The 23914-nt window shown below is 64.3% G+C and carries 22 protein-coding genes; 10 read left to right on the plus strand and 12 right to left on the minus strand.

Annotated elements, in window-relative coordinates:
- The 4 genes from hpnE (at nucleotide 1) to BJG93_RS16815 (ending at nucleotide 5449) form a co-directional block, all read left to right on the plus strand.
- Complete coding sequence (gene hpnE, locus BJG93_RS16795) at nucleotides 1-1269, plus strand: hydroxysqualene dehydroxylase HpnE (RefSeq protein WP_027195451.1); 1269 nt, start codon at nucleotides 1-3, stop codon at nucleotides 1267-1269.
- Nucleotides 1266-3350, plus strand: coding sequence for a squalene--hopene cyclase (gene shc / locus BJG93_RS16800; protein ID WP_027195452.1), 2085 nt, complete (start codon nucleotides 1266-1268; stop codon nucleotides 3348-3350). Before hpnE ends, shc begins: the two co-directional genes overlap by 4 nt.
- A gap of 3 nt (nucleotides 3351-3353) precedes the next feature.
- Nucleotides 3354-4085 carry a phosphorylase gene (locus BJG93_RS16805; protein WP_027195453.1) on the plus strand — a complete coding sequence of 244 codons (732 nt, stop codon included), beginning with the start codon at nucleotides 3354-3356 and terminating at the stop codon, nucleotides 4083-4085.
- Nucleotides 4086-4855: 770 nt separating this feature from the next.
- Nucleotides 4856-5449 (plus strand): DUF3828 domain-containing protein, encoded by a 594-nt coding sequence (locus tag BJG93_RS16815; RefSeq protein WP_322786939.1) that lies wholly within the window; start codon nucleotides 4856-4858, stop codon nucleotides 5447-5449.
- 113 nt (nucleotides 5450-5562) lie between these two features.
- Here BJG93_RS16815 and BJG93_RS16820 read toward each other — a convergent pair whose 3' ends face one another.
- Both BJG93_RS16820 and hpnN read right to left on the minus strand, forming a co-directional pair.
- Complete coding sequence (locus BJG93_RS16820; RefSeq protein ID WP_027195456.1) at nucleotides 5563-6570, minus strand: MlaA family lipoprotein; 1008 nt, start codon at nucleotides 6568-6570, stop codon at nucleotides 5563-5565.
- Nucleotides 6571-6572: 2 nt separating this feature from the next.
- Nucleotides 6573-9188, minus strand: coding sequence for a hopanoid transporter HpnN (gene hpnN, locus BJG93_RS16825; RefSeq protein ID WP_027195457.1), 2616 nt, complete (start codon nucleotides 9186-9188; stop codon nucleotides 6573-6575).
- 212 nt (nucleotides 9189-9400) lie between these two features.
- On the opposite strand from hpnN, the gene BJG93_RS16830 reads away from it, so the two are divergent.
- Nucleotides 9401-10003 (plus strand): MlaC/ttg2D family ABC transporter substrate-binding protein, encoded by a 603-nt coding sequence (locus BJG93_RS16830; RefSeq protein WP_027195458.1) that lies wholly within the window; start codon nucleotides 9401-9403, stop codon nucleotides 10001-10003.
- A gap of 136 nt (nucleotides 10004-10139) precedes the next feature.
- Here BJG93_RS16830 and hpnH read toward each other — a convergent pair whose 3' ends face one another.
- Both hpnH and ispH read right to left on the minus strand, forming a co-directional pair.
- On the minus strand, nucleotides 10140-11294 hold the full coding sequence (gene hpnH / locus BJG93_RS16835; protein ID WP_027195459.1) for an adenosyl-hopene transferase HpnH: 1155 nt from the start codon (nucleotides 11292-11294) through the stop codon (nucleotides 10140-10142).
- A gap of 10 nt (nucleotides 11295-11304) precedes the next feature.
- Nucleotides 11305-12249, minus strand: a complete 945-nt coding sequence (gene ispH / locus BJG93_RS16840) for a 4-hydroxy-3-methylbut-2-enyl diphosphate reductase (protein ID WP_027195460.1) — start codon at nucleotides 12247-12249, stop codon at nucleotides 11305-11307.
- Between the two features lie 254 nt (nucleotides 12250-12503).
- Between ispH and BJG93_RS16845 the strand changes: the two genes are divergently transcribed.
- Both BJG93_RS16845 and BJG93_RS16850 read left to right on the plus strand, forming a co-directional pair.
- Entirely contained in the window at nucleotides 12504-12806 is a 303-nt protein-coding gene (locus tag BJG93_RS16845; RefSeq protein ID WP_154671738.1) for a hypothetical protein, read from the plus strand.
- Nucleotides 12764-13936 (plus strand): glycosyltransferase, encoded by a 1173-nt coding sequence (locus tag BJG93_RS16850; protein ID WP_027195461.1) that lies wholly within the window; start codon nucleotides 12764-12766, stop codon nucleotides 13934-13936. Before BJG93_RS16845 ends, BJG93_RS16850 begins: the two co-directional genes overlap by 43 nt.
- Nucleotides 13937-14019: 83 nt before the next feature.
- On the opposite strand, the gene BJG93_RS16855 is transcribed toward BJG93_RS16850, so the two are convergent.
- Nucleotides 14020-14574 (minus strand): hypothetical protein, encoded by a 555-nt coding sequence (locus tag BJG93_RS16855; protein ID WP_027195462.1) that lies wholly within the window; start codon nucleotides 14572-14574, stop codon nucleotides 14020-14022.
- Nucleotides 14575-14673: 99 nt separating this feature from the next.
- Nucleotides 14674-15684 (minus strand): hopanoid-associated sugar epimerase, encoded by a 1011-nt coding sequence (hpnA, locus tag BJG93_RS16860; protein ID WP_027195463.1) that lies wholly within the window; start codon nucleotides 15682-15684, stop codon nucleotides 14674-14676.
- A 137-nt stretch (nucleotides 15685-15821) separates the two neighbouring features.
- Here hpnA and BJG93_RS16865 point away from each other — a divergent pair, with 137 nt between their 5' ends.
- Nucleotides 15822-16115: an acylphosphatase gene (locus BJG93_RS16865; protein WP_027195464.1), complete on the plus strand. Its 294-nt coding sequence runs from the start codon at nucleotides 15822-15824 to the stop codon at nucleotides 16113-16115.
- A gap of 103 nt (nucleotides 16116-16218) precedes the next feature.
- Here the strand turns inward: BJG93_RS16865 and egtD are convergent, their stop codons facing one another.
- Complete coding sequence (egtD, locus tag BJG93_RS16870) at nucleotides 16219-17202, minus strand: L-histidine N(alpha)-methyltransferase (RefSeq protein WP_027195465.1); 984 nt, start codon at nucleotides 17200-17202, stop codon at nucleotides 16219-16221.
- A gap of 558 nt (nucleotides 17203-17760) precedes the next feature.
- Between egtD and rarD the strand changes: the two genes are divergently transcribed.
- On the plus strand, nucleotides 17761-18657 hold the full coding sequence (gene rarD / locus BJG93_RS16875; protein ID WP_027195466.1) for an EamA family transporter RarD: 897 nt from the start codon (nucleotides 17761-17763) through the stop codon (nucleotides 18655-18657).
- A 14-nt stretch (nucleotides 18658-18671) separates the two neighbouring features.
- On the opposite strand, the gene BJG93_RS16880 is transcribed toward rarD, so the two are convergent.
- Nucleotides 18672-19211: an Mpo1 family 2-hydroxy fatty acid dioxygenase gene (locus BJG93_RS16880; protein ID WP_027195467.1), complete on the minus strand. Its 540-nt coding sequence runs from the start codon at nucleotides 19209-19211 to the stop codon at nucleotides 18672-18674.
- Nucleotides 19212-19302: 91 nt separating this feature from the next.
- Here BJG93_RS16880 and BJG93_RS16885 point away from each other — a divergent pair, with 91 nt between their 5' ends.
- Complete coding sequence (locus BJG93_RS16885; protein WP_034478089.1) at nucleotides 19303-20013, plus strand: Crp/Fnr family transcriptional regulator; 711 nt, start codon at nucleotides 19303-19305, stop codon at nucleotides 20011-20013.
- 110 nt (nucleotides 20014-20123) lie between these two features.
- Here BJG93_RS16885 and BJG93_RS16890 read toward each other — a convergent pair whose 3' ends face one another.
- The 4 genes from BJG93_RS16890 to BJG93_RS16905 all read right to left on the minus strand — a co-directional run bounded on the left by BJG93_RS16890 (nucleotide 20124) and on the right by BJG93_RS16905 (nucleotide 23912).
- Nucleotides 20124-20510, minus strand: coding sequence for a hypothetical protein (locus tag BJG93_RS16890; RefSeq protein WP_027195469.1), 387 nt, complete (start codon nucleotides 20508-20510; stop codon nucleotides 20124-20126).
- 148 nt (nucleotides 20511-20658) lie between these two features.
- Entirely contained in the window at nucleotides 20659-22728 is a 2070-nt protein-coding gene (locus BJG93_RS16895) for a putative bifunctional diguanylate cyclase/phosphodiesterase (protein WP_027195470.1), read from the minus strand.
- Between the two features lie 61 nt (nucleotides 22729-22789).
- A complete protein-coding gene (locus BJG93_RS16900) occupies nucleotides 22790-23515 on the minus strand; it encodes a GGDEF domain-containing protein (protein WP_034478093.1) in 726 nt (241 codons plus the stop codon).
- 1 nt (nucleotide 23516) lies between these two features.
- Nucleotides 23517-23912: a DUF1987 domain-containing protein gene (locus BJG93_RS16905; RefSeq protein WP_027195472.1), complete on the minus strand. Its 396-nt coding sequence runs from the start codon at nucleotides 23910-23912 to the stop codon at nucleotides 23517-23519.
- Nucleotides 23913-23914 lie beyond the last annotated feature (2 nt).

Genomic DNA, 23914 nt, shown 5'->3' on the forward strand with positions numbered 1-23914 from the left:
ATGCCGAAGCTCGTCCACGTGGTCGGCGCAGGCGTGGCCGGCCTCGCAGCCGCTGTGCAGTTGCAGCGGCGCGGCGCGCGGGTCGTGCTGCACGAAGCGCAGGATCACGCGGGCGGTCGCTGCCGCTCGTACTACGACGCGAAGCTCGGTGCGACGCTCGACAGCGGCAATCACATCGTGCTGTCGGCCAATGCCGCGACGCTGAACTACACGCGCGCGATCGGCGCCGCCGACGAACTGGTCGGTCCCACGCAGTCCGAGTATCCGTTCGTCGATCTGGCCACGCTTGCGCGCTGGACCGTGCGTCTGTCGCCGGGGCGCTTGCCGTGGTGGATTTTCGATGCGCACGCGCGCGTGCCGAACACGGGCCCGACCGATTACCTGTCGCTCGTGCCGCTGCTGTTCGCGAAGCCGGGCCGCAGCGTCGCGCAGACGATGCGCTGCCAGGGACCGCTGTGGGACCGGCTGCTGCGCCCGCTGCTGCATGTGCTGCTGAATCTGGAGCCGGGAGACGCGTCGGCCGAGCTGACCGGCGCGCTCGTGCGCGAAACGCTGCTCGCGGGCGGGCTCGCGTGCCGGCCGCTCGTCGCGCGTAACGGTCTGGGCAGCGCGTTCGTCGATCCGGCGCTGCGGCTGCTGCAACATGGCGGCGCGACGATCCGGCTCGGTTCGCGTCTGCGCGACATCACGTTCGCGGCGGACCCGGCGCGCGTGCAGGCGTTGCATTTCGCCGACGACAGTATCGCGCTCGGCGCGAACGAGGCGGTGATTCTCGCGTTGCCGCCCGACGCCGCGACGGCGCTCGTGCCGGGTCTGCGCGCGCCGACGCGCTTCGCGGCCGCGCTCAACGTGCATTTCGCGGTCGAGCCGCCGTTCGGCCTGCCGCAGAGCACCGCGTTGCTGAACGGGACGGCCGAATGGCTGTTCGCGTTCGACGAGCGCCTGTCGGTGACGCTCAACGGCGCCGAGCGGCTCGTCGACACGCCGCACGACGCGCTCGCGGCGACCGTCTGGGCCGAGGTCGCGCGGGCCGTGAATCTGCCGCTCGCGCCGCTGCCGCGGTGGCAGGTCATGATGGAACCGCGCGCGATGTTTGCCGCACTGCCCGCGCAGGAGACATTGCGGGCGGGCACGCGCACGCGCTGGAACAATTTGCTGCTCGCGGGCGACTGGACGGCCACCGGTCTGCCCGCGATGCTCGAAGGCGCGATCCGCTCCGGCCAGAAGGCCGCGGATACGTTTCTGAATCAACCGATGGAACGCCGATGAACGACTTATCTCAACCCCAGCCGCTCGACGCGGTGCTGCCCGAAGCCGCCGATGCGGCGCTGAACCCGGCCGAGGCTGCCGTGGTTGCCAACGCGCCCGCCGTCGCGGACGCATTGGCAACCGCAACGCCGGCGCCGGTGCAAGGCGACGGCGCGAGCACACTCGACGCGTCGATCACGCGCGCAACCGATGCGATCCTCGCCGCGCAACAGCCCGACGGCCATTGGGTCTACGAACTCGAAGCCGACGCGACGATTCCGGCCGAATACGTGCTGCTGGTCCACTATCTCGGCGAAACGCCGAATATCGAACTGGAACAGAAGATCGCGCGGTATCTGCGCCGCATCCAGTTGCCGAACGGCGGCTGGCCGCTATTTACCGACGGCGCGCTCGACGTCAGCGCGAGCGTGAAGGCGTACTTCGCGCTGAAGATGATCGGCGACCCGGTCGACGCCGAGCACATGGTGCGCGCGCGCGACGCGATCCTCGCGCACGGCGGCGCCGAACACGCAAACGTGTTCACCCGGATCCTGCTCGCCCTGTTTGGCGTCGTGTCGTGGCGCGCGGTGCCGATGATGCCGGTCGAGATCATGCTGCTGCCGATGTGGTTCCCGTTCCATCTGTCGAAGGTGTCGTATTGGGCGCGTACCGTGATCGTGCCGCTGCTCGTGCTCAACGCGAAGCGGCCGCTCGCGCGCAATCCGCGTAAGGTGCGCATCGACGAACTGTTCCGCGGCGCGCCGGTGAACACCGGCATGAACGAGCGCGCACCGCATCAGCACGCGGGCTGGTTCGGCTTTTTCCGTTGTGTCGATACGGTGCTGCGCGCGGTCGACGGCCTGTTGCCGAAGGCGACCCGCGAGCGCGCGATCCGCGCGGCGGTCGCGTTCGTCGACGAACGGCTGAACGGCGAGGACGGCCTCGGCGCGATTTTCCCGGCGATGGCCAACTCGGTGATGATGTACGACGTGCTCGGCTATCCGGCCGATCATCCGCATCGCGCGATCGCGCGCAAGTCGCTCGACAAGCTGCTCGTCATCAAGGACGACGAAGCCTATTGCCAGCCGTGTCTGTCGCCGGTGTGGGATACCTCGCTCGCCGCGCACGCGCTGCTCGAAACCGGCGAGGCGCGCGCCGAACAGGCGGCCGAACGTGGGCTCGCATGGCTGCGTCCGCTACAGATTCTCGATGTGCGCGGCGACTGGATTTCGCGCCGCGCGCACGTGCGGCCCGGCGGCTGGGCGTTCCAGTACAACAACGCGCATTACCCCGACGTCGACGATACGGCGGTGGTCGCGATGGCGATGCATCGCTCGGCGGCGCTTACGCAGTCGGATGTCGATCACGAAGCGATCGCCCGCGCGCGCGAATGGGTGGTCGGCATGCAGAGCAGCGACGGCGGCTGGGGCGCGTTCGAACCGGAAAACACACAGTACTACCTGAACAACATACCGTTCTCAGATCACGGCGCGCTGCTCGATCCGCCGACCGCGGATGTGTCGGGCCGCTGTCTGTCGATGCTCGCGCAGATCGGCGAGCTGCCGCAAAGCAGCGAGCCGGCGCGGCGCGCGTTTGACTACATGCTGCAGGAGCAGGAGTCGGACGGCAGCTGGTACGGCCGCTGGGGCCTGAACTACATCTATGGCACGTGGACCGCGCTGTGCTCGCTGAACGCCGCCGGCATGCCGCACGACGACCCGCGCATGCGGCGCGCGGTGCAATGGCTCGTGTCGATCCAGAACGAGGACGGCGGCTGGGGCGAGGGCGGCGAGAGCTACAAGCTCGACTATCGCGGCTACGAGCGCGCGCCGAGCACCGCGTCGCAAACCGCGTGGGCGCTGCTCGGGCTGATGGCGGCGGGCGAGATCGATCACGAGGCGGTGGCGCGCGGGATCGACTATCTGCAGCGCGAGCAGCGCGAGCATGGGCTGTGGGACGAAACGCGCTTTACCGCCACCGGCTTTCCGCGCGTGTTTTATCTGCGCTACCACGGCTATCGCAAGTTCTTCCCGCTGTGGGCGCTCGCGCGCTTCCGTCATCTGAAGCGCAAGGGGCTCACGCGCGTCACGGTCGGGATGTGACGGATGTCCGTGTCGATGAGGCCGTCCGTCGGGACGAGCGATAGCAGGTTGCCGGTGATCGTCGTGACGGGCATGGCGTTCGAAGCGCGCATTGCGCGCGGCGACGACAGCGAGCGCGTCGAGGTCGTGTATGCCGCGCGCGCCGATCTGCTCGAGCGCGCGCTGAACGCGGCGGTCGCTCGCGGCGCGGCGGGGATCGTCAGTTTCGGCACCGCGGGTGGGCTCGCGCCGGATCTGGAGCCGGGCGCGCTGATCGTCGCGGATGCGGTGTATGGGCCGTTTGGACGTATCGATACGGATCGGCAGTGGACGGAGCGGATCGTCGCCGCCGTGACCGCTGAACGGCTCGCGGGACGCCTGCGCCGCGGCGCAATGGCGGCGGTCGCCGCGCCGTTGATCACCGCTGAAGACAAACGCGCGCTGCACGAATCGACCGGCGCGCTCGCGGTAGACATGGAATCGCATATCGCCGGCGCGAGCGCTGCTGCGCACGGTGTGCCGTTCGCCGTGTGTCGCGCGGTCGTCGATCCGGCCTGGCGTACGCTGCCGCCCGCCGCGACGGCGGGCTTGCGCGACGACGGCACTACGGCGCTGGGGCCGATTCTGCGCGAACTGCTGCGGCAACCGTCGCAACTGGGCGCGCTGCTGCGCCTGGCCGCCGATGCGCGCGCCGCGCGGGCCACGCTGGTCGAGCTGCGACGGGCGCTAGGCAAGGGCGGTGCGCTGCGGATTTAGGGCGTTGGCAGCTGCACGACAGGTGATGGCGATTAGGGAAGTCGCTAGCGTGTGCGTGGACCGCCGTTGGAGCGGCGACGTGGGTCCTCACCCAAGTCCCTGAGGCGGTTGCGCAGCCGCTGGTTGTCTGCGTAAAGCCCCGCAAATGCCAGGACGAGTAACAGGAGCGGAAACCGCTGGCCGGTGTAGTGAATGAGCGCCCATGCAATCGCTGCACAGGCCATAGCGGCGAGCAGAACCGCCGCCTTATCGATGATCCAATTCATATCGATTCAGCTCGATGGACAATCAGCTCAGTGACCGTTGCATTCGAACCGTGTGATGTCAGGCGTTAAGCTTGGCCGTGATTTGGACGGCGCTGTCTGCCGACTGCCAAACAGGCTGCCGGGCGAGGGAAGGGCCAGCGCGTTCCTGTTAGCTGTAAATGCCTTACCGACGTTGCGACAGCTAACGGAATTCATAAATTGTCTGCCTACCGCGTAGTTGGGGAAGACCAACTTTAGATGCCGCCTGAGTCCGAACCGATCAGCGATTTCTTAAAAATTGCTTGGAAAGTCCTCGCAATCCGACGGGAGGTCATCCAGCCAGAGTCGATGCGCGGAGTACACCAGGCGGGCGATTGAAGCGGGTGGACTGCGGCTTGCGCATACGGCGTACGCGAAAGATTACGGCTCATCGCTCGTTGTCGCGGGGTTTCGCGAGGTGCACGGCACTCCGCAGCGCGGCGATGTGGTAGTTATTCAGCCTATTACGGGTCAACCATAGGCCACATGGCGATGTTTGACGGTCAGATATGGTATCGGACTTTCGACAAACCCACGGCTTTTATCCGGGGCAGGCCTATCGGACCATCAAACCTGCATACAAAATCTACCGTCACGAATGACATCAATAAATTTCTTTTACGCGTGTTTGCCTCACTGGCTCTTGCATTGGCGCTCGGGCCGGGTGTAACCACCGCAGCGACTCCGGAAACACCAGAAGCCGCTGTGAAGGCGTTTTACACCTGGTATTTACAGCAGGAAGGCAGCGTTTATCAACTGACAGATAGGCACATTTACGACTATGTGGCAAAACCGACGGTCGATAATCTGCGGGACGACTATCGCCATAAACGCTTGCCGGGCGGAGCCGACTACTTCACGCGAGTGCAAGACCTCGATCCGCAAACATGGCTCAGAACGATGACTTTGCATCCGGCGATCGCGCTTGGCGGAACGGCGGTAATACCAGTGACGTTCGGGTCGACGGAAAAACAGAATCTCGTCGTGTTCGTTGCAATGGAGAACGGACACTGGCGGATAACCAAGGTAGAAGACACAACCGGTTATCAGGGATTCCACCGGTACGACCCGATGGATTAGTGAATGCGTTTAGCTCGCCGGTTTTGTCGGGCGACAGTTCGGCTGTACGAGCGCCAGATCGAAACGCTATCGCATAGCCGGCGCGGCGGCCGGTTCCGCGGCCACCGCAACCGCTATTGCGGGGCCGATGCCGGCTCGGCTGGCACGGCCCTTCCGCCGGTATCGCCCGGATCGGTGTAGTTTGGCAGATCCCCGCCGCCAGGCGGGTTGGTCCCGTTGCCGGAAGCTCCGTCGGGCGCTGGTGCAGACTCACCCGGATCGTTGTAATTCGGCAGCGCGCCCGGCGCACCCTGGGTCGCGCCGCCCGCCCCCGAGGCCCCATTCGGCCCGACATTGCCCGGATCAGAATAGTTCGGCAGGCCCCCCGCGGGCGCGCCGGCCGCGGGCGCGGCAGCCGGGCCGGTATCGCCGTGATCGTCGTAATTCGGCAGCGGCGGATTGGCATTGCTCGTGCCGCGCAGACGCGCGAGACGCTGCTGCGTGTAGGCATCGCGGACGAACGAGTACTTGTCGAGCGCGGCTTGCTCCAGAAGGCTGGTCGCGCCGAGCAGATCGGAACGCGTGCTCACGAACTGCAGCACATACAGCGGATTGCGAGTCGCGGGCTCGACATAATTCAGCGGATTGAACTTCACATCGACGACGAGCCCCATGCTGTCACGCACCGTGCTCGGCCCGAACAGCGGCAGCACCAGATACGGACCCGACGGGATGCCCCAATGCCCGAGCGTCAGACCGAAGTCCTGATGATGCTTGGGCAGACCGGCCGGCGTCGCCCAGTCGAGCAACCCGCCAATCCCGAACACCGAGTTGAACGCGAAGCGCATGATGTCTTCGGTCGCATCGGTGATCTTCAATTGCAGCAGCGCGTTGGCGGCGTTGGTGAGGTCGCCGAGGTTCGAGAAGAAATTGCTGACGGCCGTGCGCAGCGGCTGCGGCGTCACTTTCTGGTAGCCCTTCGCGACCGGCACGGCGATATAACGATCGACGCCGTCGTTGAAATTGAAGATCACCCTGTTCACCGGCTCGAACGGATCGCCTGGCTTGCGGTCGGGGGCGGTCGCGCAGCCGGAAATGAGACCCGCGGCGGTGATCGCCAGCGCGGTGTTACGCAGCTTCATGCTTATATTCCTTTTTGCTTTCCGCGACGTTGACGCGGCTTGCCCATCAGCACCGGCTGGAAGACCACCGCGCCGATCAGCGTGCATAACAACGAAAGCGCCAGCAGCTTCCCCATGCTGGACGTGCCCGGATGGTGCGACAGCCACAGGCTACCAAACGCGGTGGCCGTTGTCGCAGCGCTGAACAGCACCGCATGCGTGAGACTCGATTGCAACAGACCGGTCTGGCCGTGGCGCCATGCCATCACGAAGTAGATTTTGAACGCGACGCCGACCCCGAGCATCAGCGGCAGCGCGATGATGTTCGCGAAGTTCAGCGGCATGCCGAACACCACGCACAGCTCGAGCGTGACGAGCGCGGAGACCAGCAGCGGCACCAGCGTACGCAGCACGTCACCGACACGGCGCAGCGCGATCCATAGCAGCACGGCGATCGATAGCAGCGCGTAGACGGCCGCCTGCAGGAACGCCTTGATGATCGTGTCGGCCGAATGCAGGATCGAGATCGGTCCGCCGATCGCGCCCGGTTCCGCCTTCTTAACCGCGTGCGCGAAACGGGCGAGCATCTGGTCGTCGTTCGGATCGACGCCGGGGGACAGCTTCGGCGCGACGTCGACGAGCGCGCGACCGCCCTTGCCGATCCACATGGCGGTGATGCCTGGCGGCAGGTTCTGCTGGGTGATTTCGGTCGGCTGCAGCAGGTTCTCCAGTTGCTTCAACGCGATGCGCAGCGTGTCGGACATCGCTACTTCGGCGCGCTCGCGCGTGGCGGCGTCGGCGGCGGCGAGCTTTTGCAAGGTCGCGGACAGGTGCTGCGCATCCGCCGCGCCCGGTCCGGGATGGTCCTCGGCGGCGAGCGACAACTGATTCGCCGCGCGCTTCAAGGCGGCGACGCGCAGGTCGTCGGTGGCGCGCGGCGCGGGCTGCTGTTGCAGCGCCGGCAGCAGTTGCTGCGCGGCGCTCGCGATCAGCATCATCTTCTGCTGCTGGTCCGCCGGCACGAACGTGCTCAGCGTCGTGACGCGGCCGACTTCCGGCAGCTTGCGCAGTCGCGCGGCGATCGCGTCGGCTTCGGCAAGCGATGGCGCCAGCGCCTGCACGTTGTTGACCGCGGCTTCGGGCGAATCCCTCAGCGACAGCAACGTCGCCATCGACTCCGTATGCGGATCCTTCAGATGCAGCGGGTTGAAGTCGAAACGCAGGTGCGCGAGCAGCGGCGACGCGCCGATCACGACCAATAGCGTGCCGATCAGCACCGGCTTGCGATGACGGTCGAGGAAGTCATCGACGGGCGCGAGCTGCTTGAAACCGGGCGAGGCGACTTCGCCCGGCGGATTGAACAGCTTCAGCAGCGCCGGCAGCAGCGTCATGTTCGTGAAGTATGCGACGAACATGCCGACGCCCGCGATCTGACCCAGCTCGGAGACGCCGCGATACGCGGTCGGCAGAAACGAGAAGAAGCTCAGCGCGACTGCGACGGCCGCGAGCGTGAGCGGCACGCCGATGCTGTGCGCGGTGTGCATCAGCGCGGCCGATAGCCGGTCGTCGCGGTTGCGCTCCTCGCGATACTTGACGCCGAACTGCACGCCGAAGTCGACGCCGAGCCCGACGAACAGCACCATGAACGCGACCGAAATCATGTTGAGCGCGCCGACCATCATCAGGCCGAGCGCGGCCGTGATCGCGAGGCCGACGAACAGCGTGATGAACACCGCCGCGATCATGCGGCCCGAGCGCAGCGCGAGCCATAGAATGATCAGCACGACGATGAAGGTGCCGATGCCATTCAGTATCGCGCCGTCCTGCACCGATGCGAACTCCTCGTCGGCGAGCGGCTGCTCCCCGGTCAGGCGGACCGTCGCGCCGTAGCGCGATTCGAGATGCAGCGAGATCGCGGTCGCGCGAATCGCCCTGGACGCGCTCGCGCCCGGCTCCAGCGCGTCGTAGTTGACGACCGGCTGTACGACGACGAACGAGCGCGCCGGATTGGTCGCCGCGCTTTTATCGACCAGCGCGCGCCACGAGAACGCGGCGGGCTGGCCGGCCAGCACGCGATCGAGCGTGTTCGCGCTTTGTGAAAGCAGCCGGCTCATGTCGGCGAGCTTGACCTGGCCGAGTTGCAGCGGCAGCAGAAGCGTCGTGGTCAGCGTACCGGCAAGACCGGTCAGGCTCGGATCGTGCGCAAGTGTATTGACGAGCGGGCGCGACTGCACCAGTTGCGAGGTGGTGGCCATCACCTCGTCGGTGGACGGAAACAGCAGGCCGTTGTGTTCGAAGAAGGGACCGCCGGCGGGCTGCGAGACCGACGTGAACTCCTTGGGATCGGCTCTGAGCGCGGCGGTCAGCGCGTTGGCGGCGGCGTCGGCGAATTCGGGCGCGCGCGCCTCGACCACCACCAGCACGGTGCTGCCGCGGTCGGGGAAGGCGGCGTCGAGCGCGTTCGAGAGTGCTGACCATTGCTTGTTGGTCTCGACGAGACGGCTGATGTCCGTGTTGATCTTGAAGTTATGCGCGACGTATATGCCGCTCAGGACAGCGAGCACGATCGACAGCGCGATGATCCTCAGCGGATGACGCACCGAGTACGCGACGAGACGGACGATAGATGACTTCAGCATGTAGGCGGACGCAGCCTTATCACGGGTGTTGTTTTTGACGAAGGTGCATAAGTATACAGAGCCCGGGCAAGCAAGCCCGACTTCGGTAGCAAGTACGGCTCCCGACGGCTTGGCCGGGATGGGAACACAATCCCCGCTATACTGGTCTACCCCTCTTTAGCCGCGAGGCTGCTGCCCGCCGGCGCTACTTCTTTTCGAGTCATGACAAGCGTATGAAACGATATCTGACTGCTTTTGTGGCTGCGGCCGTGGTATCCACGGCGGCGTTCGCGCAGAGCGCACCCGACGCGGTGGTAAAAAGCGCGGTCCAAGGCACTGTAACTGCAATGAAGGCCGACCCGCAGGCGCGCGGCGGCGACATGGCGAAGATCACCGAGGTCGTCCAGACCCACTTTCTGCCCGCCACCGACTTCCAGCGCACCACGCGTATCGCGGTCGGCAAGCCGTGGTCGACCGCGACGCCGGAGCAACAGAAGCAGCTGTACGAGCAGTTTACGCTGCTGCTCACGCGCACCTACGCCGCATCCCTGTCGCAACTGCGCGATCAGGACGTGAAGTTCCAGTTTGCGCCGGTGACTGTGCCAGGTGGCGCCACCGACGTCGTCGTGCAATCGCACGTGCTCAGCCACGGCGGCGACGATGCGATCGACTACCGGCTCACCAAAGGGCCTTCTGGCTGGAAGATCTACGACATCAACATGATGGGCGCGTGGCTGATCCAGGTGTATCAGACGCAGTTCGCCGACCAGATCGCCAAAGGCGGCATCGACGGGCTGATCAAATTCCTGACCGCGCACAATGCGCGCGGCGCGTAAGCAGATCGACAGAAGTTTTAATCGGTAAAGAAAAGCGCGGTGGCCAATTAAGGCCACCGCGCTTTTTTTCATGCTGCTTGCGCTAACCACCAGGCGCGATACAGAGGCGGCGCGCGGCCGCCATCCTGTCGAAGCTTCAGTGCGCCGCCGACGCGGTCTCCACCTTCTTGCCCTTGCCGGCGCGCGTGATTTCTTCGAGCTTGATCTCGACGTGACGCGAGAACACGTACTCGGCCGGACGCTGCTTGTCGAGCGGGATGTCCTGCGCGAACGCACCCGTCGTCTTCGGACCGCGCATGCTGACCTTCAATGCCTTCAGCGGATGCGCGACCGTGTCCATCACGGCCGTCGCTTCGAATCCGCAGTGGACCATGCAGTCCGCGCACTTCTCGTAGTTGCCGGTGCCGTACTTGTCCCAGTCCGTGGTCTCCATCAGTTCCTTGAAGGTCTTCACGTAGCCTTCGCCGACCAGATAGCACGGCTTTTGCCAGCCGAACACGGTACGCGCGGGATTGCCCCACGGCGTGCATTCGTAGGTCTGGTTGCCCGCGAGGAAGTCGAGGAACATGGCCGACTGGCTGAACGACCAGTTCTTGCCGTTGTTGCCGCGCTTGAAGATCTCGCGGAACAATTGCTTGGTCTTGTCGCGATTCAGGAAGTGCTGCTGATCCGGCGCGCGCTCATACGCATAACCCGGCGACACCGTGATACCGTCGACGCCCATCGGGCCCAGCGTGTCGAAGAACTTCGCCACGCGTTCCGGCTGCGCGTCGTTGAACAGCGTGCAGTTGATGTTCACGCGGAAGCCGCGGCGCTTCGCTTCGCGAATCGCAGCGACGGCCTTCTCATACACGCCTTCCTGCGACACCGAGTGATCGTGCGATTCCTTGTCGCCGTCGAGGTGAACGGACCAGACGAAGTACGGATTCGGCTCGTAGTCGTCCATCTTCTTTTCCATCAGCAGCGCATTCGTGCACAGGTACACGAACTTCTTGCGCGCCATGATGCCCTTGACGATCTCCGGCATTTCCTTGTGCAACAGCGGCTCGCCACCCGCGATCGACACGACCGGCGCGCCGCATTCGTCGACGGCCTGCAGGCATTCTTCCAGCGACAAGCGCTGGTTCAGGATCGGATCGGGATAGTCGATCTTGCCGCAGCCATTGCAGGCGAGATTGCAGCGGAACAGCGGCTCCAGCATCAGGGCGAGCGGATAGCGTTTGTTGCCGGAGAGATGCTGGCGCATGATGTATGCGCCGACGCGGACCTTCTGTAGCAGCGGAATAGACAAGGCGTCCTCCTTAAACTTCACGTGCAGCGAGTGGTTGCATCAGTTTCGATGGCAACTTGAATTCGACTTTCTCTTCATGGCCCGCCATCGTCGTGACATCGACGGGCCCCAATGCGCGCAGCGCATCGATCACGTTTTCGACCATTTCTTCCGGTGCGGACGCGCCGGCCGTGATGCCGACCGTCCGCACGTTGGCAAACCATTCCGGCTTCACTTCGGAGCCGTCGGCGACGAGGTAGCTCGCCACGCCGCTTTCGCTGCCGATTTCGCGCAGCCGGTTGGAGTTCGAGCTGTTGGTCGCGCCGACTACCAGCAGCACGTCGACCTCTTTGCTCAATGCGCGCACCGCAGCCTGGCGGTTCTGCGTTGCATAGCAGATGTCGCGCGTGTCGGGACCGACGATGTCGGTGAAGCGGCGCATCAGCGCGTCGATGATGCCGCGCGTGTCGTCGACCGACAGCGTGGTTTGCGTCACGTAGGCCAGCGGCGTATCGACTTGCAACTCGAGCTTCGCGACTTCGGCCTCGCTCTGCACGAGCAGCACCTTGCCGGGAATCTGGCCGATCGTGCCTTCTACTTCGGGATGGCCGGCGTGGCCGATCAGGATCAACGTGCGGCCGGCGGCCACGTACTGGCGACCCTGCACGTGCACCTTGGTCACGAGCGGGCAGGTCGCGTCGAGCACGTCGAGGCCGCGCGCTTCGGCATCACGTTCGACGGTTTGCGCAACACCATGCGCGCTGAATATGGCGACGGCACCCTGCGGCACTTCATCGAGTTCCTCGACGAAACGCGCGCCCTTCTGGCGCAGATTGTCGACCACGTGACGGTTGTGGACAATCTCGTGGCGGACATACACGGGCGCGCCGTGTTGCCGTAACGCACGATCGACGATTTCGATTGCGCGGACAACGCCCGCACAAAAGCCGCGGGGCTGAGCAAGGATGACTCGCATAAGTTGGCGAACTCCGACTAACGCGGGTTTCGAACAAGTCGTGGAACTGACTTTATCGCCGCGCTCATCTTGATTAGTTGACGTCTTGAGCCCGGCGACGGGCCGGTACAGCAAAACCAAACGCGCATTCTAACGCTATCGGGGCCACTTTGCTTTTTGGCGCGGCCCATGTGTTGGGCGCTTGCCGCAGCCGCCGGGCCTTGCAAAGGACCGCGGCTGCGACCATTACGACGATGTAAGGCGCCGGCGCAAAAATGCCTGGCCAATGCACCGGCCACGCCCCACACTGCATCGCCTCGGCGGAACCCTTAAACTACCGATCCTTGCTGCGCGCGCCTGTCGGTATTATCTATCAGACGATGCACACTGCGGCCGATATCGCCGACGAAAGCGCCTGCAACGCCGCCCGGCCGCCTGCCCGTCTGGCGGACTACGATGTGTTCCGCGAGCGCGCGGTGCTCGATGTGTTCGACCGGTGCGTGGCGGCGGCGCGCTCAATAGAGGGTAATGCTCAATGGTGGCGGTCCTGTTCGTTCTTACATGTGTTTCCCTGCTGATCTGGTGCGTGCTGGTGTTTGCACGCGGCGGTTTCTGGCGTGCGAGTCCCGCCGCGCCGCTCGACATCGCTGCTCGCGACGCATGGCCGGCCGTAGCAGCCGTCGTGCCGGCGCGCAATGAAGTCGATGTGATCGCCGAGGCGGTCACATCGCTGCTCAGGCAGGACTATCGGGGCGCGTTGCACGTGATCGTAGTCGACGATCACAGCACCGACGGCACCGCCGAAGCCGCGCGTGCCGCCGCGTTACAGCTGCAAAGCCCGGAGCGCCTCACCGTACTGAGCGCGAAGCCCTTGCCGCCCGGCTGGTCCGGCAAAGTGTGGGCGCAGTCGCAGGGCATCGAGGCGGTGCGCACGCTCGATTTGCCCGCCGAGTTCCTGTTGCTGACCGATGCCGACATCGGCCACCCTCGCGAGGCGCTGACGCAGCTCGTCGCTCGCGCGGAGGTCGAAAAGCGCGACCTCGTCTCGCTGATGGTCAGACTGCGCTGCGATTCGTTCTGGGAAAAGGCGCTGATTCCGGCCTTCGTGTTCTTCTTCGCGAAGCTGTATCCGTTCGCGTGGGTGAATAATCCGCGTAACCGCACGGCGGCCGCGGCGGGCGGGTGCATGCTGGTGCGCCGGGCGGCGCTCGAGGAAGCGGGCGGCATCGAGTCGATCCGCGCCGAGTTGATCGACGATTGCAGTCTCGCCGCCCGCATCAAGCATCGCGGCACAGGGGGCCATCCGATCCGGCTCGATGTGGCGGCAAAGAGCGTGTCGCTGCGTCCTTACGATAGTTGGCGCGACATCTGGAACATGATCGCGCGTACCGCGTTCACGCAGCTGCGCTACTCGCCGCTGCTGCTCGCGGGCACGCTGCTCGGCATGGCGATCATCTATCTGCTGCCGCCGGTCGCGGCGTTGATCCTCGGGCCGCTCGGCTGGCCGGCCTGGATTGCGTGGGCGGCGATGTGCTGCGCGTACGCGCCGATGCTCGTCTACTACCGGCGCTCGCCGCTGTGGGCGCCGTTTCTGCCGCTCGTGGCGTTGTTCTATGTGGGCGCGACGTTCGCATCGGCGGTGCGTTACTGGCGTGGCAAAGGTGGGCAGTGGAAGGCGCGCGTGCAGGCACCGATGCAGGAGCGCTGAAAGTCGGCGATGGCCGATGCAACCCTCGGAAGCAGGCGTAAAAAAAGCGGCTCGGCCGCTTTTTTTACATCACCCGTCTTTCTTCACGCGTTGGTCAGCATCATGTACATCTGGATCACGATGTCCGGCGAGAACGTGAACGGCACCCAGCCGTGGCCGGTGTGGCGCATCACGAGCAGGCGGTCGCCGTTCGACTGCTTCTGCACGGCCATCATCGGATTCTTCGTCGAGACGAATTGCCAGCCCGGCGGGATGCCTTGTGGCTGCTCCGGCGTCATCGACGCACGCGCGTTCGACAGCTCTTCGACCAGCCGGCTGATCTGAGCCGGGCGCAGCGCGACGGTCTGGTTGCCGATCGTCATCGTGATTTCGTCGCGCGCGGGGCGGTTGATCTCGAGCGTCGGCTGGAATGGCTGGGCGGCAGGCTCGGCGTTCGCTTCGGCGTTCGCTTCGGTGAGCGCGGTGGGTTCCGCTGCCGCGTCGGCCGCTGCGTCATGCGCGGCGTGCTCCGCCGTCGCGGGCGATACCGCCGCGTCAGCGCTTGTCTCGGGAGTGTTCTCGGCCTGCGTGGCCACGACAGCCTGAATGAGCTGATCGACGCCCATTTCCAGTGCGCCGAGCTGTTCGTGAAGATTCATGCGAGGTATCTCAGGTAGGACCCGCGATTTTACCTGCTGCGCGCGGGCTTGGACCCACCGCCGGCGCGGGACTTGTAACAAAATGCTTACGGCTGCCGCTCAGCCCTTCAGATACCCCGCCTGCCGGAACCATTCGAGCGCATCGGCGACACCCTCGCGATACGGCCGCGCACGATACCCCAGCTCGCGTTGCGCTTTCGCCGAACTGAAATACATCTTGTTCTTCGACATCTTCAGCCCGTCGACGGTGACGAACGGTTCGCGTTTGGTGAATTTGGCGACCGCTTCCGCGCCCATCGCGAGCGGATACAGAGGCCAACGCGGCAGGCTCAGCGTCGGCGCCTTGCGACCGGTCAACGCGGCGATATCGGCGAGCATCTGCTGCAGTGGGAGGTTTTCGCCGCCGAGAATATAACGCTCGCCGATCTTGCCGCGTTCGAGCGCGAGGAAATGGCCGGTGGCCACGTCGTCGACGTGCACGAGGTTCAGCCCCGTATCGACGAATGCGGGAATCCTGCCGAGCGCCGCCTCGACGATGATGCGCCCGGTCGGCGTCGGCTTCACGTCGCGCGGGCCGATCGGCGTCGATGGATTGACGATCACCGCGGGCAGACCGTCCTCGGCGATCATGCGCTCGACCGCGCGCTCGGCGAGCACCTTGCTGCGCTTGTAGACGCCGATCGCCTGATCGGCGCGAAGCGGCGAAGTTTCGTCGGCGGACTGGCCGGAACTCGTCACCTTCAACGTCGCGACGCTGCTCGTGTACACGATGCGCTCGACGCCTTCCTTCAGCGCCGCGCGCATCGTCGCCTCGGTGCCTTCCAGATTCGCGCGCTCGATCTCGCCAGGGTCGGGCGCCCACAGCCGATAATCGGCGGCCACGTGCAGCAAATAGCGCACGCCGCGCAGCGCGTTGCGCATCGACGCTTCGTCGCGCATGTCGCCGACGACGATTTCCGCATCGAGCGATTCGACGTTCTTGCGCGGACTCGTCGCGCGCACCAGCACGCGCACGCGAAAGCCCTTGCTCTGCGCGATGCGCGCCACCGACGAGCCGACGAAGCCGGACGCGCCGGTCACGAGCACGAGATCGCCCCTTTGTTCGGTCATTCTGTTTCCATTTCTTGCGTGACGGTCGACGGATTGTACGTGCCGCGCGCGCGAGATGGGCGTCGTCGAGCATGCTCGACGCGACACGACTAGAATGCCCGCTTGAAAGACTGTCAGGCATTCAAAGGAGGTAGGGCATGGCCCCGGATCTGGATGAGCGGATCGAAACGTATTACGCGCGGGTGCGCGGCACGGTGCAGGGCGTCGGCTTTCGTCACGCGACGGTGCGCCAGGCGCACGCGCTCGGCATCAAGGGATGGGTTGCGAATGTGGACGACGGTTCGGTCGAGGCGATGTTGCAGGGATCGGCCAATCAAATCGACCGGATGCTGTCGTGGCTGCGTCACGGACCGCCGGCGGCGCGCGTGACCGAGGTGAGCGGCGAGGAGCGCGCGACGGAAAAACGTTACGAGCGGTTCGAGCAGCATTGAGCGGAAGCTGCGCGAGTCGAAAAAGCGGCGCGCCGTCCGGAGGAGGGTGCGCCGCTTTTTTGGTTTGCAGCGTATGTGCCGCCGTTTGCCGCGTTCTCAGCGCTTAGCGCGCCACCAGCAAACTCTCCGCAAATCCCCACTCATCCTCGATCCATTGATGGCTGCATACGAAGCCGGCGTCATTCGCGATCGCGGGTAATTCGTCCGCGCGATACTTATGGCTGCTTTCGGTCCAGATCGTCTCGCCTTCCTTCAGCGACACCGTCAGCTGCGCGGCGCGCACGTGCGCCGTCATATCGCGCTTCGCGCGCAGATGCATCTCGATGCTGCGCGCATCCGGATTGAAGCGCGCCACGTGCTCGAACCCATCGAGCGGAAAGTCGCCGTCGAGTTCGCGATTGATGCGCGCGAGCAGGTTCAGATTGAACGACGCGGTCACGCCGATCGCGTCGTCGTAGGCGGCGACCAGCACCGGCGTCGGTTTGATCAGATCGGTGCCGAGCAGCAGCGCGTCGCCGGGTGCGAGCATGTTGCGGATGTCACGCAGAAAACGCGTCGCCGCGAGTCTGCCGAAGTTGCCGATCGTGCTGCCGAGAAACAGCACCAGCAACCGGTCGCCGCTCGCACGGTGGCGGCTGACTTCAGCGAGGCCGGCCAGATAGTCGCGCTCATAACCGACGATCGAAATCCGTTCGATGTCGCCGAGTTCGCGCCGGCACAACTGCAACGCACTGCGCGAAATTTCAATCGGGCAGTAGGAAGTAGGGCGTTTTTTACACAGCGCCTCGAGAATGCGCCGCGTTTTGCGACCGCTGCCGCTGCCGAGTTCGGCGACCGTCACGTCATGCGGCAAATGCTCGACGATATCGGCCGCGTGCTTCGTGAGCAGCCGTTCTTCGGCGCGCGTGACGCCGTATTCGGGCAATACGGTAATCACTTCAAAAAGTGCCGAGCCGACCTCGTCGTACAGATACTTCGACGGCAGCTCTTTCTGCGGCGTGTGGGTGAGACCGGCGTACACGTCGGCGGCGAAGGCGCGACGCAGTTCGGAAGGCGAGTTGCTAAGCGATAGGGCTGGCTGGGTCATGCGGGCTCCAGTAGTCACATTCGATGAGCGGGATTACTGCCGGGCGGTGGCATGCGCGATACAACGCGGTTGAGGCATGCCGTGGGCGAGATGCGCGGGCGCGGTTCGTGGCGGCCTCCAAGACTACGCTCAGAGCTGCATTCGCCGACCCGGCTCGTGGCGATTGCGGGTTTCGTGCCGCTGTCGCGGTCATAGTCGCGGGTGATGCTGCCACAGCGAGCGGAAACTTTCTAGCAAGATTCGCGCGAGGCGATGACGAAGCGGAAATGGGCTTCGCTAGCCGCCGCGCATGAAGTTATGTTCTAGTGCATCGACGCGGGATGCGCACGACTAATTGCAGTCGATTGACGAGAAATCGCAGGCCTTTGGCGAATATCCCGTCTAGAATGCCCGTTTCCCTGCGGTTTGCGCCACGGCTTCAGAACAACAATGCAGCGTCCGCCGCCGTGCACGCATGGCCGCCTGCTCATGAGACATCGCATTCATGACGTCAACGAACGCCGCGCGCCTGGGTCGCGCGCCGCAAGCCCACGCGTCACACCGATCCCGGACCGCGCAATGAATCACAGCGACATCAGGCGCGGGCTCGCGTTGTCGATCGGCGCGTCGGCGATGTTTGCATTGCTGTCCGCATACGCGACGCTGCTCAAACCGCTGTCGGGGCTCGACATCTTCGCATGGCGCATCGTATGGACCGTGCCCGGCGCGCTGCTGCTCGTCGCGCTGCGCAAGCGTCTGCCGATTCTGCGCGCGCTGGTCGTCCGAGTGGTCACGCAGCCGAAGCTCGGCGCCGCGATGGTCGTGGCCTCGGGCCTGCTCGGCACGCAGCTGTGGCTGTTTCTTTGGGCACCACTGCATGGGCGCATGCTCGAAGTGTCGCTCGGCTATTTCCTGCTGCCGCTCGTGATGGTGCTGGTCGGGCGCTTCCACTATCACGAGCGGCTCGACGCGTTGCAGTGGCTCGCGGTCGCGTGCGCGGCGGTGGGTGTTGCCCACGAGCTGTGGGTGACAGGCGCGTTTTCGTGGCCGACGCTCGTCGTCGCGCTCGGCTATCCGCCTTATCTGATGCTGCGGCGTCGGATCAATCAGGATTCGCTCGCGGTGTTTACGGTCGAAATGGCATTGATGTTACCGGTGGCGGTCGTGTTCATCATCAAGGGCGCCTCGCTGCAAGCGATTGCAGCGCGTGCGGAAATGTGGTGTCTGCTGTTGCCGGGCCTCGGCGCGTTGAGCACGCTCGCGCTCGCTTCGTATCTGAAGGCGAGCCGTCTGTTGCCGGTCGCGTTGTTCGGCATTCTCGGCTACGTCGAGCCGGTGCTGCTCGTGTTCGTGTCGATCACGCTGTTGCGCGAAACGCTGAGCGCCGCACAACTCGCGACCTATGTGCCGATCTGGATCGCCGTCGCGCTGACCGCGCTGCATAGCGTGCGCTTCGTTCGGCTCGCGTCGAACTGAGCGGTGGCCCCCGCTCAGCGATGCGCTTCGGTCCGCTGCGCATTGATGCGCGTCGGCCCCACTTGCGCGTCGATCGCATCGCGCATCTCGGGGCGCCAGCCGACACCGAACAGCGCTTCGGCGAGCACGAATAGCGGACCGATCAACAGGCCGATTACATCGTCGACGAACGCCGGCTTGCGATGTTCGTACGCGACGTGACCGACGAACTGAAACGCCCAGCCGACCACGAAGAGCCCGATGCCGGTCGCGAGCCACACGAGCGTCGCCTGCGCGGCGATCCACTCGCCGAACCCGACACATAACGCGGAGACGCAGGCCATCGCCGCGCCGAGCGGCACGTCGAGCGCCAGGTAGTAGACGGTCGCCGCGACAAACAACAGCCACGCCGGCGACAACGTGATCGGGAACATCCCCGCGCCAAGCGACGGGCGGCTCAGCAAGACCGCGAGCGCGAGCACGATCATCGGAATGCCGACGAAGTGCGTAGCGATATTGCGCCGGTCGCGATGGTAGGCCGCGTATTGCGTCAGTTGCTGCGTCAGCGTTCTCATCAATGCCGCTCCTGTGTCAAAGTCAGCATAATCGCGGGCAGCGGATTTTCAAACCATCGGGTAGCCGACAATCAGCGACGATCGGGCACGAATGCCATCCATCACAGAGCGTTTTTCATCGAATGAGCTGGCCGCGCTGCTCGAACACAGCGCGTGGTTTCGCGCGGCGCCCGCCGATCTGCGCCTGCAGTTGCGCGACGCGGGGCGCGTCGAATCGCTTGGGGCCGGTCAGCGGCTTTTCACGCGCGGCGCTGCCGACGACGGCCTCTACTGCGTGCTCGACGGGCTCATCCGAATCGGCGCGGCGAGTTCGACGGGCAAGGAAGCGTTGCTCGCGGTGATCGAGCCGGTCAACTGGTTCGGCGAAATCGCGCTGTTCGACAATCGTCCGCGAACCCACGACGCGTATGCCGAGCGCGATACCGCACTGTTTCACGTGCCGCGCGCCGCGCTCGCCGCGCTGCTCGAGCGCACGCCGGCTTACTGGCATGCGTTCGGTCTGCTGCTCACGCACAAACTGCGCCTTGCGTTCGAGGCGATCGAGGAAGCCGCGCTTTTGCCGGCCGCGCCGCGTGTCGCGCGTCGCCTGTTGCTGATGGCGGGCGGCTATGGCGAACCCGGCGCATGCCGAACCGTGCTGAAGCTCCCGCAGGAAGATCTTGCGATGATGCTCGCGTTATCGCGGCAGACCATCAATCAGGTGCTCAAGCACTTCGAGACGCAGGGCGCGTTGAAGCTGCGCTATGCGGAGATCGAAATCGTCGATGCGGACAAACTGCGTGAACAGGCTCTTGCCGCATAGAAAAAAGGCGAGTCATAAGACTCGCCCTCCCTGAACGGCACGTCCGGCTTCGATCAACTTCTATTTGAACGCCATCTGCATGGCCGGTCAGCGCCGAAACCGATCACGTGTTATTGCGTTTTGGTCGTGTCGGCTTGTGCGCCGTCGGCTTTCGCCGGGGCGGTGCTGGCCTCTTTCGCGCTCTCCGTTTTAGTCTTCGCGGCGCTCGTGTCGACGGCGTTTTTGGCCGTGGACTTGTGGGCCTTCTTCGTATGGGCCGACGTCTTTTTCACGTGCTTGTGCGCAGCAGCTTTGGCAGGCGCTTTCGTCGCGGTCGCGTTGTCGTTCGTCGCGCCGGCTTCTACCGCGGTGCTCGCCTTCAGATTCGCCTGGCCGGCGGCCGGCATCTGCGTGGCTTGCGCGGGTTGCGCAGGTTGTGCGGCCGACGGTGCGGCGGTTTGAGCAAATGCGGTCGAGACGAGCAGAGCGGAAGCAACAGCGGCGAAAAGCGTCTTCATGATGTGACTCCTGGTTGAATCGGGGGATTCGTTTGTCGCGGCTGAATCATTTCAGCGCTGCCGGTTTAACGTAGGGCGGAATACAGGAGTTGACGCCGCGCTGGTGACAAAGCGTAAGTAGTGCTTCAGCGCGGATACATGTCGTCGGTCAGAATGCGAGACCCCGGAAAGCGGCCATGCTGAAGGAAGGCGCGGCCGCGGTCTTGCCGAGAATTTGCGCTAACACCTCCGGCGAGACCGCTGGGCTGAACAGAAACCCTTGGGCCACCGTGCATCCGTGGCGGACCAGAAATTCGCGCTGGACATCGAGCTCCACCCCTTCGGCGATGACATCGAAGCTCAGCGTTTCAGCAATTGCAATGATGGCGAGCGACAGAGCTTCCAGTTCCTTGTCTCTGCCGATCTCACAAACGAACGCGCGATCGATCTTGATGCGGTCGACGCTGAAGCGTTTCAGATAGCTCAGGCTCGAATAACCCGTGCCGAAGTCGTCGATAGCGATGGACACACCGAGCTCGCGAAGTTCGCGAAAAACCCGTTGTGCTTCTTCCGCGTTGCGCATCAACGTGCCCTCGGTGACTTCGAGTTCCAATAGTTCGGCGGGCCAGTGGGCATCCGCGAGTGCCGAGCGCACTACGCCCGGAAGGTCCGCTCGCTCGACCTGAAGCGGCGAAACATTGACCGATATGCGCACAGGCGGAAGACCGGAGCGTACCCATGCGTTCGCCTGCAGGCACGCGTGCCGCAATACCCACGTGCCGATGCTCTGGATCAGGCCGGTTTCTTCCGCAAGCGGGATGAAGACGGCCGGCGAGACCTCACCGAGTTCTTCGTCGTGCCACCGTAACAGCGCCTCGGTACCGACGATGCAACCGGTTTGCATGTCGATCTGCGGTTGATAGGCCAGATACAGCTCATTGGCTTTCGCTGCACGCCGCAGCCGGGTCGTGAGCCGCAACTTCTCCGCCGCGGCCCGGCTCAGTTCCGGTTCGTAGAACCGGTAGCCGTTTCGCCCACGCGATTTCGCCCCGTACAACGCGGCATCCGCATTTCGCGTTAGCAGATCCGGCTTGGCGCCATCTTGTGGAAAAGTACTGACGCCAATGCTTGCTTCGAGATAAAGCTCATGCTCGCCGATGCGATACGGCTCGCTCATCTCGTGAATGAGCGTGTCCAGCATTTCGGTGAGTTCCCCCGCGTCAGTTCGTTCGGCGACGATGACGAACTCATCGCCCCCGTAGCGCGCGACGAAATCCGTTGCCTGCAACAGACGCTGGAGCCTTCGCGCGACGGCCTCGAGCAGCAAATCGCCAATGCGGTGTCCGAGCGAATCATTGACGTCCTTGAATCGATCCAGATCGAGAAAAAGCACAGAGACGTTTTGACCTGTAGCGGCCGCGCGAACTAACGACGCTGAAAGGTGTTCGGCGAGCAGCACCCGGTTCGGCAGATCGGTCAGGGCGTCGTATCTCGCTTGATGCTCGAGCCTTTTGAGCGAACGACGAAGGCGCGCGCCAATCCGCCCATTCCAGTGAATCAGCGAGACCAGCAACAAGGCCGCGACCACGCCGCAGCTCAACAGCATGCGCGCAAACCACTTCGCATCCACTGAGGATTTGCTGACGACTGAGGCGACCTTCGCGTCGGCCGCAAGCCGTACGTCGACGACCCGCTCGAGGACGCTATAAAAGTAGGCGTCGATTTCCTCCAGTCTCGGATCGCCCATTGCCACGCTTCCGGGATGCTCCGCAATCTTGCGCGCCAGCCCAAAGCTCAGTTCGCTCAGTCTGCCGATCATGTCGTCCAGATCCGACAGCCGCGATACGCATTCCTGATTCTCGCTGCAGCTCTCGCGCGCGTCGCGCGTCAAGGCGAGCAGTTCCAGCATCGGAAAGCTATAGGCGGCGCGATGGTAGAGCGGCACCGTCGCTATCGAGGTGTAGAGCATGGCATGCTCATCGAGCATGACGTGCTGAACCTGGTCGAGGTCGTGGCGCAGCCGTCCGGAAGCCTGGATCGTCCGAAGCGAACTGTCCTGTTCGCTGCTCTGGCGGATTGCGAGGAAGGTGCTCGTCGCAATGACAGCGAGAATGGCAAGCACGGCGATGACAGTACCGGCTTTGCGCGTTGCTTCCTGTCCCACGGCACTTCCCTTTCCGTCAACGCGGCGCGAGCGAAAACCGGCCCGCCCGGATAGTGATTGTTCAGGTGGCTGCATGAGTTGCGTTCGGGCGCTCCGGATCTGCCTGTGACGGTGTGCTATGTGTGTGCTTGTCCGCCTATCGATCGGCAAATTCCACGCGGTTGCGCCCGCTTCGCTTGGCGCGGTACAGAGCCGCATCGGCGAGGCCATAGGCGGTGTCGAAGCCGGTTCCGACTTCATTGATGCTGACGCCAAAGCTCGCCGTGATGCGGCGCTCGACCGGTGCAACGACCACCGACTCACTGATGGCTTCTCGCATACGCTCAGCAAGCATGGCCCCACTGGCCGGCTCATGACCGGGCAGCAACACGGTGAACTCCTCACCGCCTACTCGCCCGATAAAGCCTTGTTCGCCCACGATTCTGCGCAGACAATCGACGACCCCCGAAATGACCGCGTCTCCAGTGGGGTGGCCGTAATCGTCGTTGATCCGTTTGAACTCGTCGATGTCCAGGATGATCATCACCGCGCTGCTGGTGCGCAGGACCTTGGTGGTCCGCTCGATCACAGCACTGCGGTTCAATACGCCCGTCAACGCGTCGTGCGATGCGCGATACGCCAACTGCTGGGCCAGCGCCTGCATTTCGCGTTCAGCCCGGTCGCTGCGGCCGATCAGGCGCCGTGTTTCGCGCATCAGGCGCTCGAAGTGCTCGATCAGTTCGCCCAATGACTGGCGATACTCCGCGGCTTCCGCATCGATGATCGAATGCATGGCGAGAGCCTTTGCCAGCGCCGAACTCTCGTTCTGGAACAGATCGGGCGCGCCACCCGAGGACACTTCGCGGAAAGAGTTCGAGCGCACCTTATTTTCCTTGGTGTGCGATAGGACGATCGGTGAACTCGATCGCGCGGAAATCGGATTTCAGTTCTTCGCCGAACTCGGCAATGGTCTCGTCTTCCTCGTCGCGATACCAGTTCATCAACACGCGGCTTCCCGATTCCGCCGCCTGATCCAGCGCGTCGAAGATGCTGAACAGCATTTTGGTGCTCGAGCTATTGAAGTAAGTCAGCGCGACGTCGATGGTGATCTCGGCCCCGGCGCTCGCGGCGAGGTACCTGCGCATCTGCTCGATGATCGGCGCGTAAAAAGCGGCCGCGTTTTCGGGGTAGGACTCGCCCTTGATCGACAACGCATGTTGGTCGAAGCGAAAATCGACTTCGGGCGACGTCGCGGTCGCGGGGATGTGTAGGTTTTCCATTG

Origin of the sequence: Paraburkholderia sprentiae WSM5005, from assembly GCF_001865575.2 — a bacterium.
Lineage (GTDB): Bacteria > Pseudomonadota > Gammaproteobacteria > Burkholderiales > Burkholderiaceae > Paraburkholderia > Paraburkholderia sprentiae.

Coding starts and splice junctions, on each gene's coding strand:
- egtD (WP_027195465.1), bottom strand. CDS start 17,202: ATGACCCAGCCAGCCCTATCGCTTAGCAACTCGCCTTCCGAACTGCGT.
- ispH (WP_027195460.1), bottom strand. CDS start 12,249: ATGCGAGTCATCCTTGCTCAGCCCCGCGGCTTTTGTGCGGGCGTTGTC.
- BJG93_RS16845 (WP_154671738.1), top strand. CDS start 12,504: ATGCCTGGCCAATGCACCGGCCACGCCCCACACTGCATCGCCTCGGCG.
- hpnA (WP_027195463.1), bottom strand. CDS start 15,684: ATGACCGAACAAAGGGGCGATCTCGTGCTCGTGACCGGCGCGTCCGGC.
- BJG93_RS16815 (WP_322786939.1), top strand. CDS start 4,856: ATGGCGATGTTTGACGGTCAGATATGGTATCGGACTTTCGACAAACCC.
- BJG93_RS16905 (WP_027195472.1), bottom strand. CDS start 23,912: ATGGAAAACCTACACATCCCCGCGACCGCGACGTCGCCCGAAGTCGAT.
- BJG93_RS16885 (WP_034478089.1), top strand. CDS start 19,303: ATGCCATCCATCACAGAGCGTTTTTCATCGAATGAGCTGGCCGCGCTG.
- rarD (WP_027195466.1), top strand. CDS start 17,761: ATGAATCACAGCGACATCAGGCGCGGGCTCGCGTTGTCGATCGGCGCG.
- BJG93_RS16805 (WP_027195453.1), top strand. CDS start 3,354: ATGTCCGTGTCGATGAGGCCGTCCGTCGGGACGAGCGATAGCAGGTTG.
- hpnE (WP_027195451.1), top strand. CDS start 1: ATGCCGAAGCTCGTCCACGTGGTCGGCGCAGGCGTGGCCGGCCTCGCA.
- BJG93_RS16830 (WP_027195458.1), top strand. CDS start 9,401: ATGAAACGATATCTGACTGCTTTTGTGGCTGCGGCCGTGGTATCCACG.
- BJG93_RS16890 (WP_027195469.1), bottom strand. CDS start 20,510: ATGAAGACGCTTTTCGCCGCTGTTGCTTCCGCTCTGCTCGTCTCGACC.
- BJG93_RS16865 (WP_027195464.1), top strand. CDS start 15,822: ATGGCCCCGGATCTGGATGAGCGGATCGAAACGTATTACGCGCGGGTG.
- BJG93_RS16880 (WP_027195467.1), bottom strand. CDS start 19,211: ATGAGAACGCTGACGCAGCAACTGACGCAATACGCGGCCTACCATCGC.
- hpnN (WP_027195457.1), bottom strand. CDS start 9,188: ATGCTGAAGTCATCTATCGTCCGTCTCGTCGCGTACTCGGTGCGTCAT.
- BJG93_RS16855 (WP_027195462.1), bottom strand. CDS start 14,574: ATGAATCTTCACGAACAGCTCGGCGCACTGGAAATGGGCGTCGATCAG.
- shc (WP_027195452.1), top strand. CDS start 1,266: ATGAACGACTTATCTCAACCCCAGCCGCTCGACGCGGTGCTGCCCGAA.
- BJG93_RS16820 (WP_027195456.1), bottom strand. CDS start 6,570: ATGAAGCTGCGTAACACCGCGCTGGCGATCACCGCCGCGGGTCTCATT.
- BJG93_RS16895 (WP_027195470.1), bottom strand. CDS start 22,728: ATGCAGCCACCTGAACAATCACTATCCGGGCGGGCCGGTTTTCGCTCG.
- BJG93_RS16850 (WP_027195461.1), top strand. CDS start 12,764: ATGGTGGCGGTCCTGTTCGTTCTTACATGTGTTTCCCTGCTGATCTGG.